This window comes from Cohnella zeiphila, assembly GCF_014212055.1.
GTDB lineage: Bacteria > Bacillota > Bacilli > Paenibacillales > Paenibacillaceae > Cohnella > Cohnella zeiphila.
Map to the genome: position 1 here is coordinate 68,431 of NZ_JACJVO010000002.1, position 18,886 is coordinate 87,316.

Below are 18,886 nucleotides of genomic sequence, written 5' to 3' on the forward strand. Positions count from 1 at the left end.
TTACCGCTCCTCTCCCAGCTTGACGGCTTGATGCACCTTCAGGCGGCGGATATGCGTCACCAGCAGCGCGATGCCGATCAACATCATGACGCCGACGACGATGTACAGGCGGATCGTATCGACGTTGTCGAACACGACGCGGAACGGCGGAACTTGATTGGCCGCGTTGTCGGTCGTCTGCAGGAACGGCAGGAACAGCAGGCTCGTCGCCTTGCCGATGCCGATCCCCAAGGCGATCGACAAGCCGGCGGTGAACACTTGCTCCAGCAGGAGCATGCCCGTGAGCTGCTTGCGCGACAGTCCCATCGCCCGCATGATGCCGATCTGCACGATCCGTCCCGACAGGTTGAAAAACCAGAACAGCACGTAGCCGACGAGCGAGATAATGACCGTCACCAGGAAGCCGAGGCTCAGGATGCCGAACACGCCGCCGCGCGCGGGATGCTTGCTCTCGGTGATCAGCTCGCTGCGGGCGTCCGCGATCGACGCGATCTCGATGCCGGCCTTCTGCAGCTCCGGAATGATCGGCGCCGTCTTCGCGTCCGGCTTCATCTTCAGCCAGACGTCGTACTGCATCATCGGCGCCTGGTCGTAAATGTAGTCGAGGTTCGCGACGATGAACGGAGACTGGTCGGGATATTGCGCCGGCCAATACGGAAGAATGGCGGCGACGACGAATTCGACCGGCTCCTCCTGAAGCATCGCTTTGATCTGGTCTCCCGGCTTCAGATTGTACTTCTTGGCCAGGTTCGACGAGACGAGCGCATATTCCGGCGCCTTGCCCATCAAGGCCAAGTAGCGGTACGGATTTGCCGGATAAAGATCGTCGCGGAACCAGGCGACGCGGGCGAAATCGACGTTGTCGATGCCGACGATCGTTCCTTGCCCGGCCGTCCGGTCGGCGATCGTGATGCTCGCTTTGGCCTGCAGCACGCGAGCCGCGGCATCGACGCCCGGCAGCGTGCGGAACACCTCGAACGGAGGCTCGTTGTAGTTGATCTTGGTCGGCGTCGGCGATTGTCCTTGGCCCCCTCCGGCGCCTCCTTGCCCTTGGCCGCCGCCTTGTCCGCCTTGACCGCCCTGGCCCTGGCCGCCGCCGCCTTGGCCCGATCCGCCGTCCTCCGGAACGGTCAGCTCGGGGCTGCCTTCCCATACCGTCTGGACGACGACGTCGGCGCCGTATTTGTACAAGATCCGTTCCTCGGAATTCAGGCCGATCGTGCGCGCCGCCGAGGAATTGTACACCCCGAGGCCGAGCGTCAGGATCAGCAGGATCATCAGCGGATAATAAGACCGGGACGAGCGCGACAGCTGCGTCAGCGTCAAGTACAGCGGCACCGGCAGGATCGCTTTCCACATCTTATTGAACAGCTTAAGCAGCAGCGGGAACAGCCGCAGGAACAGCAGGCCTCCCGCGAAAATCGATATTGCCGGCACGAAGAACAGGAACGGCTGCACGTTCAGCTGGTCCGTCGTCATTCCCGTCTTGAACGACACCATCTGCCGGTCGTTGAACAAGTACCAGCCGTACGCGGCCACTCCGACGAGCGCCACGTCGAGGAACCAGCGCTGCCAGAACGGCGACCGGTCCGTCCGCGCCATCTTGCGCTTGTAGTCGACGATCGACGTGCGCGTGAACACGAGCGCCGGAATGACGGCGGCTCCGATGGCGACGAGCACGGCCGCGACGCCGGCCAGTATTCCGTCCGTGCCGAAGCCGACCGGGATCGCCTTCCGGTTGACGAACGAGAGGAACCCGCTCGCCGAGCCGATGCTCTTCGCCATGAACCAGCCGATGAACGGTCCGATGAGCAGCGAGACGAGACCGAGCAGCGCCCCTTCCAGCAGGAAGATCAGGAAAATCTGCCGGGTGCCGGCTCCGCGGCTGCGCATGACGGCGATGTCGGAACGCTGCTTCTCCAGCGATTGGCGCGCATTCATCGTAATGAAGTAGAACACCATCGCGATCATCGGGGCGGCCAGCGTGAACAGCATCGTCTGCAGCTGAACGCTCTGGGCCCGGAAGTCGCCGAGCAAGTCGGCGAACGAGATCTCGACCCGCGTATCCTTGAGCAGCTGGTAAGCCTCGATGTCGATTCGGCTCAGCGTATGGGACAGCGGAGTCAGCTGGCTCGTCTTGATCTCGCGGAGATCGTACGCCGCGTACCAGTTCGCCGTCTGGAGCGGAAGCTTCAACCCCTTGACGAGATCCTCCTTCATCGCCGGCTCGGCGATGAACAGCGTGTTCATCAAGCTGTCGAGTCCTTGGTACCAGTAAGGGCTGGCCTCGTTTTTCGGCTTGAACGAACCGACGATCTCGACGCGAACCGTCGCGTTCGAACCGCCGTAGAACGGGTACAGCAGCACGTCGCCGACGTGAAGGTCGTTGCGGTACATCGCCTCCTCCATCATGACGGCCTGAACCGTTCCGTCGGCGGAGGCGCGGTCGGCGTACAGCTTGCCGCCCGACATCTCCACTTGATCCTGCAAGCCGCTGAACGAAGTCAGCGTCATCTTGCGCGTCCGGCTGGCGTCCACCTTGTTCGGATCTTCCGGCGTCACTTCCGAGCTGCGCAGCGTCAGGCTGCGCTGCGCGGCATCGGTCGGGAACCCGATCTTCGCCGGAACGTCCTCGGAAATGTATTGATCCACCTTATTGAAGCCGTCCATGTCTGTCTGCCCGCTGCTGGACTGGTAGCGGATCAGCAGCGAGCCGGCGGGGAGCCCCTCGCTGTTATCCTGGAGAGATTGCGCGACGACGCGCTTCAAAGCGCCGTCGGCGTACATCGGGATGCTGGTCGTGAACGCGACCGCGATCAGCAGGCCGGCCAGCGTGCTGATCGTCAGCCAGCGGGTGTTCCACATCTTGCGGAACAGAAATCGGATCAACGCGCTCATCGGTCACCGTCCCACGACTTTCTGTCCCGGCGTCAATCCTTGCAGCACTTCGACGTCCGTCGGGGTTTGCTGCCCGATCTCGATGTCCACTTCGCGCTTGCTGCCGTCCGCTTCGGCCACCTGCACGTAAGTGCGGGCGCCGACCGTGCGCAGCGCGGACAGCGGAATGACCATGGCGTTCTCCTTGCGGTTGACGATGACGGATACGGTGAGCGGCGTTCCCCGCGTCACGCCGGCGGGAAGCTTCGGCACGTCGACGAGCAAATATTGCTCGGGCCGCTCGATCTGGCTGCCGGTCCCCTGGCCGCCGTTGCCGTTGTTATCGTCCGTGCTCGGCTGCGGCAGCGATTTGACTTTGCCGGTCACTTGGCCGGCGCTGTTGATGTCGACCGTCGCTTCCATGCCGACGGCCACCTTCGCGAGATCGTCCTTGGAGAAGGCGGTTCCCGCGACGACCAGCTTGCTCGGATCGGCGATGATGCACACCGGATCGTAGGCTTTGACCGATGCGCCCTCCTGCACGCTGAGCGACACGACGGTGCCGGCGAACGGAGCGGTCAGCACCGCGTCGCCGATGTCCTTCTGGGCATCCTCGATCGCCTGGCGCTGCTCCTCGAAATCGATCTTCTTCTGTTCGAATTCCAGCGGATCCATCGTATCCTTGTCGCGCAGCGTCTGCTTCATCGTGAGTTCGGCCTGCTGAAAGGCGAGCTGCTGCGAGCGCAGCGCCTTTTTCAAATCCTCGACGTCGAGCTCCGCGATCGGTTGTCCCGCCTTGACGACGTCGCCGACGTTTATGTACAGCTTTTTGATGAACTTGCCGTCCAAGCTTTTGGAAGTGAAGTAGAGCGTCTTCTCCTGGGTCGACATGATCTTCCCCGAGCTTTCCACCTTCGTCTCCAGCGTCTTGGTCGTCACCTCGTATTCGGGTTTCTTGGATATCTGCGGCAATTGAATGCTGGACAGATCCTCCTCCTCCGGCTCGTCGGGAAGCAGGCTGCAGCCCGCCAGCGCAACGGACAGCGAGACGGCCGCGAGGAAGCCCGCGATTCTCCGGCGCCGATTCCGCTCCTTCCCCGATCCTTCAGACGAAAACGCCGTCCGCCATTTCATAGACATGGTCCGCAACCTCCATAATTGTCGTATCGTGTGTGGTCATGCAGATCGACAGCTTCTCTTCCGCCACGATCTCCCGGAACACCGCCATGACCTGCGCCGCCATCTGGGAATCGAGCTCGGCCGTCGGTTCGTCCGCCAGGAGCAGGCTCGGCCGGTGCGCGATCGCCTTGGCGATGGCCACCCGCTGCTGCTCGCCTCCGGACAGCTCGAACGGCCGGTGGTGCATCCGCTTCGCCAGCCCGACCAGCTCCAGGCAGGACGTGATGCGCTTCTTCCACTCCGACCGGGGCGTGCCGGCCATGCGCAGCGACAGCTCTACGTTCTCGTAGGCGGACAGCAGCGGAAGCAAGGCGTACGCTTGGAAAATAAAGCCGATATCCTTCCGCCGCACCGCGGTCCGGCGGTCGTCGTCCCACTCGTGGAACGGCTGGCCGCGAAAACGGATCTGTCCCTTCGTCGGAACGTCCAGGCCGCCCATGAGGTTCATCAGCGTCGTTTTGCCGGAACCGGATCGGCCTTTGAGCATAACAAGCTGCTCGGAATACAGCTTGAGATCGATTCCTTTGAGCACGCGCAGCTTCTGGTGGCCGACGTCGAACGAACGCTCGACGCCGCTCACGACGAGCAGCGGTTCCGCGCTCGCCGGCCGCGCGGGGCCGCCGATGTCTCTCTGTCCGGCCTGCCCCGCACCGTCCGGTTCCGCCGGCGGTTTGCGGCGTTGCTTCCATGCAAGCATTTACCCGTTTCCCTCCCTCTTCCAGAACGCTTTCACAATTATAACGAGGAGAATCGGCAAAAAGTTACGCCTTTAGCATATTTTTATGAGAATCATGAGAAAGCCCTCAGAACCATTTTTTCGACATCTTTCGCCAATCCGCGGTCGCATTTTTTTCGCTTCCTCTTTATAAGCAGGGGAACTTTTGTGTATGATGAAGAAATAACATGCTACTGGCGAGGAAGGTTGATCGGATTGGATAGCAGCGCGACATCATCCAACTTTATCAAAACCATCATGGAAGAAGATTTGGCCGCCGGCAAAGTGACCGAGATCGTCACCCGTTTCCCGCCGGAGCCGAACGGTTACTTGCATATCGGGCACGCCAAATCGATCTGCCTGAATTTCGGGCTGGCCGACGATTTCGGCGGGCGCACCAACCTGCGGTTCGACGATACCAACCCGGTCAAGGAAGACGTCGAATACGTCGAGTCGATCAAGCGGGACGTGCAGTGGCTCGGCTTCGACTGGGACGGCTTGTTCTTCGCTTCCGACTATTTCGGCAGAATGTACGAGAAGGCTCGGCTTCTTATCGACAAAGGGCTGGCCTATGTCGACGACCAGAACGCGGACCGGATCCGCGAGTCTCGCGGCACGCTGACGGAGCCCGGCATCGAGAGCCCGTTCCGCAACCGCTCCGCGGAAGAGAATCTGGCGCTGTTCGAGAGAATGAAGAACGGCGAATTCGGCAACGGAGAGAAGGTGCTCCGCGCCAAGATCGACATGGCTTCGCCGAACATCAACATGCGCGACCCGGTCATCTACCGGATCGTTCACGCCCATCACCACAACACGGGCGACGCCTGGTGCATCTACCCGATGTACGCGTTCGCGCATCCGCTCGAGGACGCGTTCGAAGGCGTGACCCACTCGATCTGCACGCTTGAATTCGAGGATCAGCGGCCGTTCTATGACTGGGTAATCGAGCATTGCGAGACGGAGGCGAAGCCTCATCAATACGAGTTCAGCAGGCTCGTCATCGACAAGATGCCCGTTACAAGCAAGCGCAAGCTGAAGCTGCTCGTAGACAACGGAATCGTAGACGGATGGGACGACCCCCGCCTGCCGACGATTTCCGGGCTGCGCCGCAAAGGCTACACGCCGGAAGCGATCCGCCATTTTTGCCGCGAAGTCGGCGTGAGCAAGAGCTTCGGGATCGTCGACGAGCGCATGCTCGAGCACTTCATCCGCGAGGACCTGAAGCTGAAGGCGCTGCGCACGATGGCCGTGCTGCGGCCGCTCAAAGTCGTCATCACGAACTACCCCGAAGACGGGAGCGAGTGGCTGGAGGCCGAGAACAACGCGGAGAACGAAGAGATGGGAACGCGGCAAATTCCGTTTTCGCGGGAAATCTTCATCGAGCGCGACGACTTCATGGAAGTGCCGCCGCCCAAGTATTTCCGGCTGTTCCCCGGCAATGAGGTAAGGCTCAAGAACGCCTACTTCATCAAATGCGAGGAAGTCGTCAAAAACGGGGCGGGAGAAGTGACGGAGCTTCGCTGCACGTACGATCCCGAGACGAAGAGCGGCACCGGATTTACGGGCCGCAAGGTGAAGGGGACGATCCACTGGGTCGACGCTTCGCAGGCGGTGCCGGCCGAGTTCCGGTTGTTCGAGCCGCTCGTGCAGGACGAAGCGGAAGAGACGGAGGAAACCGAAAACTCCTCCTTCCTGGACCGGATCAATCCGAACTCGCTGGAGACGCTGCAAGGCTACGTGGAGCCGGGCATGAAGGAAGCGGCCGGCGGGGACAAGTTCCAATTTTTCCGCCACGGCTACTTCAACGTCGACCCGAACTTGAGCGGTCCGGACCGGCCGGTGTTCAACCGGATCGTCTCTTTGAAAAGCTCTTTTGAAATTCCGAAAGCCTAAAGACAAAGTCGCTCTGCCGGCTCCATTTCTTCGCCTCCGGCGAAGGAGATGGGGCCGTTGCGTTTCCATTCCCCATCCGTGAAAAGGAGCGTGATGAAATGATGTTTAAACGACCTGCCGCCGCGATGACGCTCGCCGCCGCGATGCTCGTGGCCGGATGCTCCGGGAACGGCAATGCGGGGACGTCTTCTCCGGTTCCGTCGTCGGCCGCCCCGTCCTCCGCCTCCTCGGCACCGACGCCGAGCGCAACGCCCTCCGGATCGGCTCCGTCCGCCGGCGCGCCGTCCAGCCCGTCTTCTTCGGCAACGCCGCCCGCTTCGTCCAGCCCGTCCGCAAGCGAGGATCCGATCCAGCGCAAGGTCGACTCGATGTCGCTGGAAGAGAAGATCGGGCAAATGATCCTGGCGGGAGTCGCAGGCACGACGCTGAGCACGAACGACAAAAAGATGATCGCCGAAGACAAGATCGGAGGCGTCATCCTGTATGCGAACAATATTAAAGATTTGAACGGCGCCGTCTCGCTGATCAACGCCTTGAAAAAAACGAACGTCCCCAATCCCGCGCCGCTGCTCGTCGGCGTCGATCAGGAAGGGGGACGCGTCAACCGGCTGCCCGGCGAATTCGTCAAGATGCCGCCGAACCGCACCGTCGGCGACGCCGGCAAGCCGGAGCTGGCCGGCGAGATGGGCAAGCTGATCGGCCGCGAGCTGAAGGCCATCGGCGTCAACCTTGATTTCGCGCCGGTGCTGGACGTCAACAGCAATCCGAACAATCCCGTCATCGGCGACCGTTCGTTCGGCAGCTCGGCTTCTCTCGTCGCCAGCCTCGGCCTGCCCGAGCTGGAAGGAATCCGCGGAGAAGGCATCATCCCCGTCGTGAAGCATTTTCCCGGACATGGGGACACCTCGGTCGATTCCCATCTGGATCTGCCTGTCGTGAACAAAACGACGCAGCAGCTCGCCAAGCTGGAATGGATCCCGTTCCAGGCCGCGATCAAGGACCATGTCGAGGCGGTCATGGTCGCCCATATTCTGTTCCCGAAGCTCGACGCCGACAAGCCGGCGTCGCTGTCTGCCGAGATCGTCGGCAAGCTGCTGCGCGATCAAATGAACTACGACGGCGTCGTCTTCACCGACGATCTGACGATGGGCGCGATCGTCAAGCATTATACGCTCGCGCAGGCGGCCGTCGACGCCGTGCTGGCCGGCGACGACATTCTGCTCGTGGGGCACGGCTACGACGACGAGCGCACGGTGTTCGATACGCTGCTGGCCAAGGTCAAGGACGGCACGATTCCCGAGTCGCGGATCGACGGGAGCGCGTACCGCATTTTGAAGCTCAAAACGGCTTTCCAGCTCCACGACCGTTCCACTCCGGTACCGGACCTGACGTCGATCAACGCGGACGTCAGCGCCTGGCTGAAGCAGGTCGAGTCCTAAAAGCCCGCAACCGCGAACCCGCTCTGGAGGCCGCGGCTCTTCTAGAACCGGATCGTGCCGTATTTGGCCGCGTTCCGCAGACTCGCCCATACGTCCGGCGTCTCCGAGCCGATCGACCAATACGCAAGCCCGGCCGCTCCCCGCTGAGCGGCCGCTTGCGCTTTCAGCAAGAGGGAGCGGCTGTTCTCGGTCCAGATCCGGAAGGATGACGCGCCTTTGGAGAAGGAAATGACGTATTGTCCGAGCGAATCGTTCCAGGACCGGGCCGCGGAGCTCAAAGAGGACACCAGCCTGTCTTGTTGAGCGAGCGTGAGGTCCGTCGATGACACCTTCGGTGACGTTGTCCATTCTCTCGTATAGAACGGCAGCGCGACGATCGTCCGGGATGCGGGCACGTCGGCGAGCAGCTTGTCGATTCCCTGCTTCAGCCACGGCAGCGAAGAGACGGATCCGGGCATTCCGCTCCCGGCCCAATTCTCGTCGTACCCCATCAGCACTATGTAGTCCGCTTGCTTGCCCAATTGGGCGTAGTCGGTCGCCGCCGTCCAGTCCTGCCCGCGATCCGGCGAGACGTCCACCGACAGCTTCTTCCCGTTCTGGTGCAGCGCCGCCGCCAATTCCGTCACGAACGCCGTATAGCCGGATCGGTCGTCCGCCCCGACGTTCTCGAAGTCCAGGTTGAGGCCGTCCATGCCGTACTTTTGGACGAGAAAGACGATCTTGTCGATCACTGTCTTGCGGTTCGCGGAACTGCTCAGCAATTGGTGCGAGAAGTCCGCGTCCGATCGATTCCCGAACATCCCCCACACCTGCTTGCCGTTCACCGCAGCCCACGTCAGGAGCGCCGGGTCCGTATTGTCCTCGAAATCGGCCGCCCCGTCCAGGAAAAACACGCGCGGAACGAGCACGTTGATGCTCGAACGCTTCACGCTCGCGATAAATTGATCGGTCGTCTGCTGGTACTGCCAGCCAAGCTGCAGGCCGAGGTCGGGCTTCGCCGCCATCAACGTCACATAGGCGCCGTTCTCCTCCACCCGGCTCAGCAGGACGGCGATCTCCGCGCGGCTCAGCGCATCCTTGGGCCTGAATTTGCCGGCGTCCCCGCTCATCAAGCCGGCGGCCTCAACCGCCTGAACCGATCCGACAGCCCAGGACGAGACCATGGCGGCGTCCCGATCGGACAAGCTCGCGGAAGAGGGTACTTGAAGCTTCAAGGCTCGCGCGAGGATGACGGCCGCCTGTTCCCGGGTTACCGAGCCGTTCGGAGCGAACACGCCGCCGGACATTCCCTCAATAAGCCCAAGCTGGGAAGCCGCTTCGACCGAGCCGTAATACCAGGCGGCAACCGGCGTGTCCCGGTAAGTCGGGATGGCGCTGTTTACCGTCTCCAGTCCGAACAAACGCACGAGAAGAGACGCGAATTCGGACCGCGTCACCGGACTGTTCGGCCGGAAGGCGCGGGGCGCGACGCCGTTTAATAGACCTTGCTCATATAGAGACACGATTTCTTGTTTGGCGAAACTGGATGAAATATCGTCAAAAGGCAATCCGGCAGCTGCCGCCGGAGCCGAGGCTGCCGCCCCCCCGAACGCGCTCGTCAGCAAGCCCGCCGCGAGCAGCGGAGACAGCTTCTTGAAACCTATCACGCGAGAATCCCTCTTTCCTCGTAGGACCATTCTATTACTCTATCCTATCAGATCGGAGGGGGCTGGATAAATCCTTAAAATGCGGATCTTCGACAATATTTTTCCTGCTCGTCAGCTGCGGGCCGCGATCAGATTGCCGGAAGCGTACCGCTTCAGTCCGAAGCGGAACAGCGCGATGCCGCTTCCGCCGATCAAGGCCGTCGCCGCAATCGCCGCCGTCACGAACCAGGGATCGAAATGCTTGAGCAAGCCGATCGGCAGATAGCTGATGAAGCCCGCGGGAATGAGCGAGAACAGCATCGCCCGGGCGGCTCCTTTGAATATGGAAGAGGGATAGGTCGACAGCGAGACGAAGCTGCCGAGCGCCTGCTGGGCGATTCCTTCGGAGTTCCCGATAAAAAACGCCAGGCAGCCGACATGCAGCATGACGCCCAGAAACAACAGCCCGGCCAGCAGCAATCCGAGCGCGAACGCCAGCGCCCCCAGTAAGGTCCGCTCCCCTACCCAAGCAAAAATCACGAGACCGAACACGAAGTCCCCGGCGGCGGTAATCGACATCCGGCTGGCCAGCACATGAAGCAGCACCGGCTTCGGCTGCGCCAGGTACAAATCCAGTTCTCCCGTCGACACGATCGTCGCGATCCGCGTAAAATTGCCGAACAGCAGGTTGACCCAGCCGAACCCGCCGGCGCCGATCGCCCACATCAGCATGACGTCTCTCAGCTCCCAACCCTGTACGATCGGGAAGCGGGAAAAGAACAAGTTCCAGAAAAACAACCAGATAAAATTGTTGATGAACATCATACCCGCCAGCAGCGCAAAGCTGAGACGGTACTCCAACGCGGACGCCAGGTTGATTTTCCAGCAGGTGCCCAGAAATGCCGCAATCGCCCGCAATCCGCCGCTATCCCCCGTTGACATGCAGCTTCACCGCCCCTCTTCGAAAAATGACCGCGACGATCGCTCCCAGCACGGCCAGCCAAACCGCCTGTACGCCCAAATCCCGCAGCAGATGATCTCCTCCCGAGTGAACGGCCGCCCTGGCGGGCAAATACATCGCCGCCCGGAACGGCAGCCAGGCGCAAATCCGCTGCAGCCAATCCGGCATCAGATCGATCGGCAGCAGCATGCCGCCCAGCGTGAACTGCAACTTCTGGAGCACGAACTCAAGTCCTCTCGTCTCCTCGATCCAGAATGCGCACAGGCCGATCGCCGCCGCCATCAGGAACGTAACCGTCAAGGCGCCGAGGCTGAGCGACAGCAGCGCGGCCCATCCGTAGCCGAAGTTAGGAGCACCGACGATGGGCCAGACGACGAGGCTTCCGGCAAGCAGATGGATCGCGAATCGCAGCGCCGCTTCCGCCAGGAAGGAGGCGTAATGGTACAGAACGTACGAGATCGGGCGAACAAGGCGCATGGCGACGTCCCCGTTCTTGACCTCCTGTTCGATCCGGGAGCAGATCGGCGGGGCCGCCAGCGTCAACGCTTCCGTAAAGACCAGATACCAAAGCAATTGCTTTAGCGTGAATCCGGCGACCGAGCCGGTCTCGCCGCCCCCGTAGGCCGCAGACCACAGCTGCGAGAAAACGTAGAGAATCATGAGCAGGAATGCGCAGCGGAGCAAAAAATCGGTTTTGTAAAACATCATCTGGCGTAACGTAATGCGGGCGACCGCCGCCGATTTGGCGAACGCCGCAGCGCCCGCGCCCCATATGGCGACCGCTTTTCCGGCCTCGGTTCGGCTTGAATCTCCCATGGTTCGATCCATCGCGCTCTCTCCTCCCGGATCGCTTTACCGCTCGCCGTAAATATGCTTGATGATTTCTTCCATCGGCGGATCTTCGACCGTCAAATCTTCGATGCCGAACCGCCCGATAAACCCGCTCAATACTTCCTCGACGCCGGCTCGCCTGAGATCGACCTCGAGCCGGACTTGGCGGCCGGCGACGGCAACGTTCTCCGTTCCTTGCACGCAGGGCAGTTCCTCCGGCGACACCTCGGCCGCGAGCGTGATCGTGATCGTTTTGCGGCTGAGCACGTCCCGCTTGATTCGTTCCACCGGCTCGTCGAGCAGAAGGCCGCCATGATGAATGACCAGCACGCGCGAGCAGAGCTCCTCTACGTCGCCCGCGTCGTGGGAGGTGAGAAAGACCGTCGTCTCCTCGCTGCGGTTCCTCTCGCGAATCAGCTCGCGAATTCGCTGCTTGACCACGACGTCGAGACCGATCGTCGGTTCGTCCAGGAACAGCAGCTCGGGACGGTGCAGCAGCGAAGCCGCGATCTCGCAGCGCATCCGCTCCCCCAGCGACAGCTTGCGCACCGGCGTGCGCAGATACGGACCCAGCTCGAACCGCTCGATCAGGTCCTCTCGCCGCTTCGCGTAATCGTCCCGCTTCATCTCGTAAATCCTCCCGATCAGCTCGAACGTGTCCAGCGGCGGCAGATGGTACCACAGCTGCGACTTCTGGCCGAACACCGTGCCGATCCGGTAGGCGAGCTTGGCGCGCTCGCGCCATGGCGTGAAGCCGACGACCGTCGCCTCTCCCGAGCTCGGATGAAGGATGCCCGTCAGCATTTTGATCGTCGTCGACTTGCCCGCCCCGTTCGGTCCGAGGAACGCGACCGTCTCCCCTCTCCCGACGTCCAGATCGATATTCGCCACGGCGATCTTCTCTTCCCACTCCGGCCGCAGCCAGGACCGCAAGCTTCCGCCGAGCCCCTGATCCTTCCGTTTGACCCGGAACGCCTTCGTCAAGCCTCTCGCTCGCAACGCCTCCATCGTCCGCTCCCCTCCCCTTTCCCTCGGTAAAGCAAAAAAGACCTTCGGCCGTTCGCCCACATAAGGCGGAACTTGCCGAAGGTCTTTTATCCCTACGGTGTTGCGCGGCTTATAGCCGCAGCCGGTCTCGCTCGGTTCGCCCGCTCCTTCGGTGCCGTTCGTACGGCTCCAAGCGCGTCGGATCCCTAGAAACCCTTCCGTTTGATGTTACATATTACCAGCGAATCGGGCGTCTGGCAATGCTTTTTTCACAATTACCTACTATCCCATCGGGTCAGGCTGGCGAATCGAGCTGATTTTTCCAGCGTAACCCATTATCCCATTGTCTCAGGACCGCCATAATCTTGATATTTCCCTGCATTACCCACTATCCCATCGCCTCAGTTTGGAAATCGACGAGACCGGTCTGAGCCGATGGGATAGTGGGTAATCGGCCATAAAAAACCTCCGCTGCCGAAAAGGCGCAGCGGAGGTTCGGGCCGCGATTAGACGCCGTTGGAGGAAGGATTCTCGCGCCAGGATTGGAGCAGCGCAACGTCTTCCTGGGCAATGGCGCCGGTCTGAACGGCGACTTCGATCAGCGCCCCGTAGTTCGACAGCGTGTCGAGCGGGATCCGTTCGGCGGCGAAAGCATCCGTCGCCTGCGGGAACTGGTACGTGAAGATCGCGACGACGCCTTGTACCGTACAGCCGGCTTCGCGGACGGCGACGGCCGCTTTGAGGGAGCTGCCGCCCGTGGAGATGAGGTCCTCGATCAAAACGACCTTTTGGCCCGCCGAGAAATGGCCTTCGATCTGGTTCGTCTTGCCGTGTCCTTTGGCTTTGTCGCGGACGTAGAGCATCGGCAGGCCGAGCTTCTGGGCGACCCAGGCGGCGTGCGGAATGCCCCCGGTGGCGATGCCGGCCACCGCTTCGCAGTCCGGATACCGGTTCTGGATGACGGTCGCGAAGCCTTCCGCGATCCGGTCGCGGATGTCGGGGTACGACATCGTCAGTCGATTGTCGCAGTAGATCGGCGACTTCATGCCGGACGTCCACGTGAACGGTTCGCGAGGACGCAGGGCGACGGCGTTGATGCTGAGCAGAGCTTGGGCGATTTCCTTCGGAAGCTGATCGAGCGGCAAAGAGGCGTTCATGATTACGAGCACATCTCCTCTATTATCGTATTCAAAGCGGCGGCGGGATCGGGAGCCGCGGTGATCGGACGGCCGATCACCAGGTAATCCGTCCCTCCGGCCACGGCTTCGCGAGGGGTCGTCACGCGCGACTGGTCGCCGATGTCGGCGCCGCGCGGACGAATGCCCGGCGTGACGGTCATGAAGCGGTCTCCGCAGGCCGCCTTGATCGCTCCCGTTTCGAGCGGAGAAGCGACGACGCCGTTCAGTCCGGCGCGCTTGGCCAGTTCCGCGTAGCGGACGACGGCCGCTTCCACCGAGCCGGAGATGCCGATCTCTTCGTTCAGCGTCGCCTGACTCGTGCTGGTCAGTTGGGTAACGGCGATGACGAGCGGCAATTCCGTTAAGGGCGAACCGCCCTCCTCCGCCGCTTCGCGAATGCCCTGAACGGCCGCTTCCATCATGGCGAGCCCTCCGGCGGCATGAACGTTGAACATGTCGACGCCCAACCGGACGATGCTGCGCGCGCCTCCCCGAACCGTGTTCGGGATGTCGTGCATTTTCACGTCGAGGAACACTTTGAGGCCCCGCGCTTTCAGTTCGCGAACCACGGACGGTCCGGCGGCGTAGAACAGCTCCATGCCGACCTTGGCCCAGCAGCCGGAGCCTTCCAGCCGGCCGGCCAGCCGCAGGGCGGCTTCGGCATCCGGCTTGTCCAGCGCGACCATCACCTTCGCCGCGGCTTCGCTTCGGCTCAACTTTCCCGTCATCGGTCGAATCTCCCCTTTTATCGGTCAGGTCATACAGAAGCCCGATCTCCTCTGCCGGAAGCGGCGGGAGGAAACCGGGCGAATCTTTCGCTTAAGGCTGCAGAACCGGCATCGGCGAGCTGGAGAAGCGAAGCGCTTCGAGCATGTTCAGCAGAGCTTTTACCGTATCCAGCGAAGTGAGGCAGACCACGCCGTTCTCGACCGCTTCGCGGCGGATGCGGAAGCCGTCGCGCTCCGGCGTCTTGCCCTTCGTCAGCGTATTGACGACGAACTGCGCCTGACCGGTGCGAATGAGGTCGAGAATGTTCGGCGAGCTCTCGCTCAGCTTGTTGACGCGCTTGACGCGCATGCCCGCTTTCTCCAACGCGTCGGCGGTGCCGCCGGTGGCGAGCAGCTTGTAGCCGAGGTTGTAGAAGCCTCGCAGAATCTCGATCGCTTCTTCCTTATCCTTGTCGGCGATGGTGGCGATGATCGAGCCGGACTGCGGAATCTTCATGCCGGAACCGATCAATCCCTTGAACAGCGCCTTGGCGAACAGCCGGTCGCGGCCCATGACTTCGCCCGTCGACTTCATCTCCGGCGTCAGCGTCGGGTCGACGCGGCGCAGCTTGGCGAAGGAGAACACCGGCACTTTGACGGAGACGAATTCGTCTTCCGGCCAGAGACCGTCCTTGTAGCCGAGATCGGCCAGCTTGACGCCGAGAATCGCCTGGGTCGCCAGGTTCGCCATCGGCACGTTCGTCACCTTGGACAGGAACGGCACGGTGCGCGACGAGCGCGGGTTTACTTCGATCACGTACACTTGGTCGTTCCAGACGACGAACTGGATGTTGACCAGGCCGACGGTCTTGAGCTCCTTGGCGATGCGCATCGTGATGTCGACGGCTTGACGCTTGACGTCGTCGGACAGCGTCTGCGGCGGATATACCGCGATCGAGTCTCCGGAGTGGACGCCGGCCCGCTCGATATGCTCCATGATGCCCGGGATCAGCACCGTCTCGCCGTCGCAGATCGCGTCGACTTCGATCTCCTTGCCGAGCATGTAGCGGTCGATGAGCACCGGATGCTCCGGATTGATCTTGACCGCCACCTTCATGTAGGAGAGCAGCTCTTCGTCCGAGTAGACGATCTCCATCGCGCGGCCGCCGAGGACGTACGACGGGCGAACGAGCACCGGGTAGCCGAGCTCGCGGGCCGTGCCTACCGCCTCGTCCACCGAAGTGACCGTGCTGCCCTTCGGCTGGCGGATCTCCAGGCGGCGAAGCAGCGCTTCGAACCGTTTGCGGTCCTCGGCCTCGTCGATGCTGTCGAGCGACGTGCCCAGGATGCGGACGCCCGCCTTCGCCAGCGGTCCGGCGAGGTTGATCGCCGTCTGGCCGCCGAACTGCACGATGACGCCGATCGGCTGCTCCTGCTCGATGACGTTCATGACATCCTCGAAGAACAGCGGTTCGAAGTAGAGGCGATCCGACGTGTTGAAGTCGGTCGAGACGGTCTCCGGGTTGTTGTTGATGATGACCGCTTCATAGCCCGCATTGCGCAGCGCCCATACGGCGTGAACGGTCGAGTAGTCGAACTCGATGCCCTGGCCGATCCGGATCGGGCCGGAGCCGAGCACGATCACTTTCTCTTTCGCGCTCGGAAGCACTTCGTTCTCGGTCTCGTAAGTCGAGTAGTAGTACGGAGTCGAAGCCTCGAATTCGGCCGCGCAGGTGTCGACCATCTTATACACCGGCTTGATGCCCTGGCTCAGCCGATATTCGCGCACGTCCGCTTCGATCGCATGCTGGGCGCCGGAGCCTTGGCCTTCGCGGCGCAGCTCGGCGATCGCTCTGTCGGTGAAGCCCATGCGCTTCGCCTTCAGCAGAGTCTCCTGGGTCAGGCCGGGCTCGCGGCGGATGACGTCCTCGAACGCGACGATGCGCTCGATCTTGTCGAGGAACCACCAGTCGACGTTCGTCGTGTCCTGGATGTATTGCAGCGTCCAGCCCCGGCGGAACGCCTCGGCGATCAAGAACAGCCGCTCGTCGTCCGCCTTGGCCAGGCGGCTCTTCAGCGTTACATCGTCGATCTCTCCCGCACCCTTGAGCAGGATGCGATGGACGCCGATCTCGAGCGACCGGACCGCCTTGTGGATCGACTCTTCGAACGTGCGGCCGATCGCCATGACTTCGCCGGTCGCTTTCATCTGCGTGCCGAGCTTGCGGTTCGCGTCGGTGAACTTATCGAACGGCCAGCGCGGAATTTTGCTGACGATGTAGTCCAGCGTCGGCTCGAAGCAGGCGTACGTCTGGCCCGTTACCGGGTTGACGATCTCGTCCAGGGTATAGCCGATCGCGATCTTCGCCGCCATCTTGGCGATCGGGTAGCCGGTCGCCTTGGAAGCGAGCGCCGACGAGCGGCTGACGCGCGGGTTGACTTCGATGACATAGTATTGATAGCTCTGCGGATCGAGCGCGAACTGCACGTTGCAGCCGCCTTCGATGTTCAGGGCGCGGATGATCTTGAGCGAAGCCGAGCGGAGCATCTGGTACTCTCGGTCGGACAGCGTCTGGCTCGGCGCGACGACGATGCTGTCGCCCGTATGGACGCCGACCGGGTCGAAATTCTCCATGTTGCACACGACGATGCAGTTGTCGTTCGCGTCGCGCATGACTTCGTACTCGACTTCTTTCATGCCGGCGATCGACTTCTCGATCAAGCATTGCCCGATCGGGCTGTAGCGGATGCCGTTCGCGACGGTCTCGCGAAGCTCTTCCTCGTTGTCGACGATGCCGCCGCCCGTTCCGCCCAGCGTGTACGCGGGGCGAACGATGACCGGGTAGCCGATCTGGTTCGCGAATTCCACGGCCGCTTCGACGGTCGTGACGATCTCGCTCTCAGGCACGGGCTGATCCAGCTCGCGCATCAGTGCGCGGAACAAATCGCGGTCCTCGGCTTGCTCGATCGCGGAGAGCTGAGTACCGAGCAGCTTGACGTTCTCCTGCTCCAAGATGCCTGCACGCGCCAGCTCGACGGCCATGTTGAGGCCCGTCTGGCCGCCCAGCGTCGGCAGCAGGCCGTCCGGCCGCTCCTGACGGATGATCTGGGAGACGAATTCGAGATTGATCGGCTCGATGTATACTTTGTCGGCCATGTTCGTATCGGTCATGATCGTGGCCGGGTTGCTGTTGATCAGGACGACATCCAGTCCTTCTTCCTTGAGCGCCTGGCACGCTTGGGTGCCCGCATAGTCGAATTCCGCCGCTTGTCCGATGACGATCGGGCCGGAGCCGATGACGAGAATTTTGCGAAGGTCTTTATTTTTGGGCATACTGCAGTTCTCCTCTCAGCGCTTCGGCCAACTGCGCCTGGCGCGGCCGCTGCGGGTTGTTGCGCTTATGTTCGCGAATCATGTCCAGGAAGCGATCGAACAGGTAGCTGCTGTCGAAAGGACCCGGGGCGGCTTCCGGATGGTATTGCACCGTGAACGCCGGGAACTTCTTATGCTTCAAGCCTTCGATCGTCTTGTCGTTGTTGTTGATGTGCGTCACTTCGAGATCGGTGCCGGCGATCGATTGTTCCTTCACCGTATAGCCATGGTTCTGCGATGTGATGTAGCAGCGTCCGGATTCCAGCTCCTTGACGGGATGGTTGCCGCCGCGATGGCCGAATTTCAGCTTCTCGGTGTCGGCTCCGCAGGCGAGCGCGAACAGCTGGTGCCCAAGGCAGATCCCGAAGATCGGATATTCGCCGATCAGCCGGCGCAGCGTCTCGACCGCTTGGGGAACGTCCTTCGGGTCGCCCGGGCCGTTGGACAGCTGGATGCCGTCCGGGGACAACCGGCGAATCTCGTCCGCCGTCGTGTCGTGCGGGACGACGACGACGTCGCAGCCGCGCTGGGTCAGCTCGCGCAGAATGCCGCTCTTGGCGCCGTAGTCGATCAGCACGATGCGTTCCCGGTTGCCCGGGCTCGAGAACACCGTCTTCGTCGACGTGCGGGCTACCTGGTCGCGCAGCAGGGAGGAAGCGTTCAGCCGTTCCTTGAGTTCCTCGACGCGCTCGCTGCCCGTCGTCAGAATGCCCTTCATCGTGCCGTGCTGGCGAAGGATGCGGGTCAGCATCCGGGTGTCGACTTCGCTGATCCCGACGATGCCGTATTCTTTGAACAGCCGGTCAAGCGTATATTGGGCGCGCCAGTTGCTCGGCACGTCCTCGTGGCGGCGAACGACGAACCCGTGAATGTAAGGGCGGATCGCTTCGAAATCGTCGCGGTTGATGCCGTAGTTCCCGATCAGCGGAAACGTCATCGTGACGATCTGGCCGCAGTAGGAAGGATCGGACAGCACTTCCTGGTAGCCGGTGATGCCGGTATTGAACACCACTTCCCCGGTAGAGGCGCCTTCCGCGCCGAATCCTTGCCCCGTGAACAGGGTGCCGTCTTCCAACAACAATCTTGCTTGCATCCCAATTCCTCCTAGAAGTTTTTGCCTG

13 protein-coding genes are annotated in these 18,886 nt (G+C 61.9%); 2 read left to right on the forward strand and 11 right to left on the reverse strand.

The window, feature by feature from the left end; translation table 11 throughout:
- Genes H7C18_RS01585 through H7C18_RS01595 form a run of 3 tightly spaced genes read right to left on the reverse strand, consistent with a single transcriptional unit; the run spans nt 1 to nt 4,753 of the window.
- Nucleotides 1–2,898, reverse strand: coding sequence for an ABC transporter permease (locus H7C18_RS01585; protein WP_185127260.1), 2,898 nt, complete (start codon nt 2,896–2,898; stop codon nt 1–3).
- Nucleotides 2,899–2,901: 3 nt separating this feature from the next.
- The gene (locus H7C18_RS01590) at nt 2,902–4,017 is read right to left on the reverse strand and encodes a permuted SH3 domain-containing protein (RefSeq protein WP_185127261.1); all 1,116 of its coding nucleotides are present in this window, start codon (nt 4,015–4,017) and stop codon (nt 2,902–2,904) included.
- On the reverse strand, nt 3,983–4,753 hold the full coding sequence (locus H7C18_RS01595; RefSeq protein WP_185127262.1) for an ABC transporter ATP-binding protein: 771 nt from the start codon (nt 4,751–4,753) through the stop codon (nt 3,983–3,985). Before H7C18_RS01595 ends, H7C18_RS01590 begins: the two co-directional genes overlap by 35 nt.
- Before the next feature lie 234 nt (nt 4,754–4,987).
- Between H7C18_RS01595 and H7C18_RS01600 the strand changes: the two genes are divergently transcribed.
- Both H7C18_RS01600 and nagZ read left to right on the forward strand, forming a co-directional pair.
- The gene (locus H7C18_RS01600; protein WP_420481825.1) at nt 4,988–6,664 is read left to right on the forward strand and encodes a glutamine--tRNA ligase/YqeY domain fusion protein; all 1,677 of its coding nucleotides are present in this window, start codon (nt 4,988–4,990) and stop codon (nt 6,662–6,664) included.
- A gap of 98 nt (nt 6,665–6,762) precedes the next feature.
- Entirely contained in the window at nt 6,763–8,103 is a 1,341-nt protein-coding gene (gene nagZ, locus H7C18_RS01605) for a beta-N-acetylhexosaminidase (protein ID WP_185127264.1), read from the forward strand.
- Nucleotides 8,104–8,144: 41 nt separating this feature from the next.
- Here the strand turns inward: nagZ and H7C18_RS01610 are convergent, their stop codons facing one another.
- From H7C18_RS01610 to H7C18_RS01645, 8 genes are all read right to left on the reverse strand, one after another.
- A complete protein-coding gene (locus H7C18_RS01610) occupies nt 8,145–9,749 on the reverse strand; it encodes an S-layer homology domain-containing protein (protein WP_185127265.1) in 1,605 nt (534 codons plus the stop codon).
- Between the two features lie 111 nt (nt 9,750–9,860).
- Nucleotides 9,861–10,670 carry an ABC transporter permease gene (locus tag H7C18_RS01615; protein ID WP_185127266.1) on the reverse strand — a complete coding sequence of 270 codons (810 nt, stop codon included), beginning with the start codon at nt 10,668–10,670 and terminating at the stop codon, nt 9,861–9,863.
- Nucleotides 10,654–11,517: an ABC transporter permease gene (locus tag H7C18_RS01620; RefSeq protein ID WP_238357401.1), complete on the reverse strand. Its 864-nt coding sequence runs from the start codon at nt 11,515–11,517 to the stop codon at nt 10,654–10,656. Before H7C18_RS01620 ends, H7C18_RS01615 begins: the two co-directional genes overlap by 17 nt.
- A 24-nt stretch (nt 11,518–11,541) precedes the next feature.
- Nucleotides 11,542–12,528 carry an ABC transporter ATP-binding protein gene (locus H7C18_RS01625; RefSeq protein ID WP_185127267.1) on the reverse strand — a complete coding sequence of 329 codons (987 nt, stop codon included), beginning with the start codon at nt 12,526–12,528 and terminating at the stop codon, nt 11,542–11,544.
- Nucleotides 12,529–13,013: 485 nt separating this feature from the next.
- On the reverse strand, nt 13,014–13,664 hold the full coding sequence (pyrE, locus tag H7C18_RS01630; RefSeq protein WP_185127268.1) for an orotate phosphoribosyltransferase: 651 nt from the start codon (nt 13,662–13,664) through the stop codon (nt 13,014–13,016).
- 2 nt (nt 13,665–13,666) lie between these two features.
- On the reverse strand, nt 13,667–14,413 hold the full coding sequence (pyrF, locus tag H7C18_RS01635) for an orotidine-5'-phosphate decarboxylase (protein ID WP_185127269.1): 747 nt from the start codon (nt 14,411–14,413) through the stop codon (nt 13,667–13,669).
- Between the two features lie 91 nt (nt 14,414–14,504).
- Complete coding sequence (gene carB / locus H7C18_RS01640) at nt 14,505–17,726, reverse strand: carbamoyl-phosphate synthase large subunit (protein WP_185127270.1); 3,222 nt, start codon at nt 17,724–17,726, stop codon at nt 14,505–14,507.
- Nucleotides 17,713–18,858, reverse strand: a complete 1,146-nt coding sequence (locus H7C18_RS01645; protein WP_185127271.1) for a carbamoyl phosphate synthase small subunit — start codon at nt 18,856–18,858, stop codon at nt 17,713–17,715. Before H7C18_RS01645 ends, carB begins: the two co-directional genes overlap by 14 nt.
- Nucleotides 18,859–18,886: the final 28 nt, after the last annotated feature.

What these genes read in the sequence shown, in the direction of transcription:
- H7C18_RS01585 (WP_185127260.1), bottom strand. Translation starts at nt 2,898, where the DNA reads ATGAGCGCGTTGATCCGATTTCTGTTCCGCAAGATGTGGAACACCCGC.
- H7C18_RS01590 (WP_185127261.1), bottom strand. Translation starts at nt 4,017, where the DNA reads ATGTCTATGAAATGGCGGACGGCGTTTTCGTCTGAAGGATCGGGGAAG.
- H7C18_RS01595 (WP_185127262.1), bottom strand. Translation starts at nt 4,753, where the DNA reads ATGCTTGCATGGAAGCAACGCCGCAAACCGCCGGCGGAACCGGACGGT.
- nagZ (WP_185127264.1), top strand. Translation starts at nt 6,763, where the DNA reads ATGATGTTTAAACGACCTGCCGCCGCGATGACGCTCGCCGCCGCGATG.
- H7C18_RS01615 (WP_185127266.1), bottom strand. Translation starts at nt 10,670, where the DNA reads ATGTCAACGGGGGATAGCGGCGGATTGCGGGCGATTGCGGCATTTCTG.
- H7C18_RS01620 (WP_238357401.1), bottom strand. Translation starts at nt 11,517, where the DNA reads ATGGATCGAACCATGGGAGATTCAAGCCGAACCGAGGCCGGAAAAGCG.
- H7C18_RS01625 (WP_185127267.1), bottom strand. Translation starts at nt 12,528, where the DNA reads ATGGAGGCGTTGCGAGCGAGAGGCTTGACGAAGGCGTTCCGGGTCAAA.
- pyrE (WP_185127268.1), bottom strand. Translation starts at nt 13,664, where the DNA reads ATGAACGCCTCTTTGCCGCTCGATCAGCTTCCGAAGGAAATCGCCCAA.
- pyrF (WP_185127269.1), bottom strand. Translation starts at nt 14,413, where the DNA reads ATGACGGGAAAGTTGAGCCGAAGCGAAGCCGCGGCGAAGGTGATGGTC.
- carB (WP_185127270.1), bottom strand. Translation starts at nt 17,726, where the DNA reads ATGCCCAAAAATAAAGACCTTCGCAAAATTCTCGTCATCGGCTCCGGC.
- H7C18_RS01645 (WP_185127271.1), bottom strand. Translation starts at nt 18,858, where the DNA reads ATGCAAGCAAGATTGTTGTTGGAAGACGGCACCCTGTTCACGGGGCAA.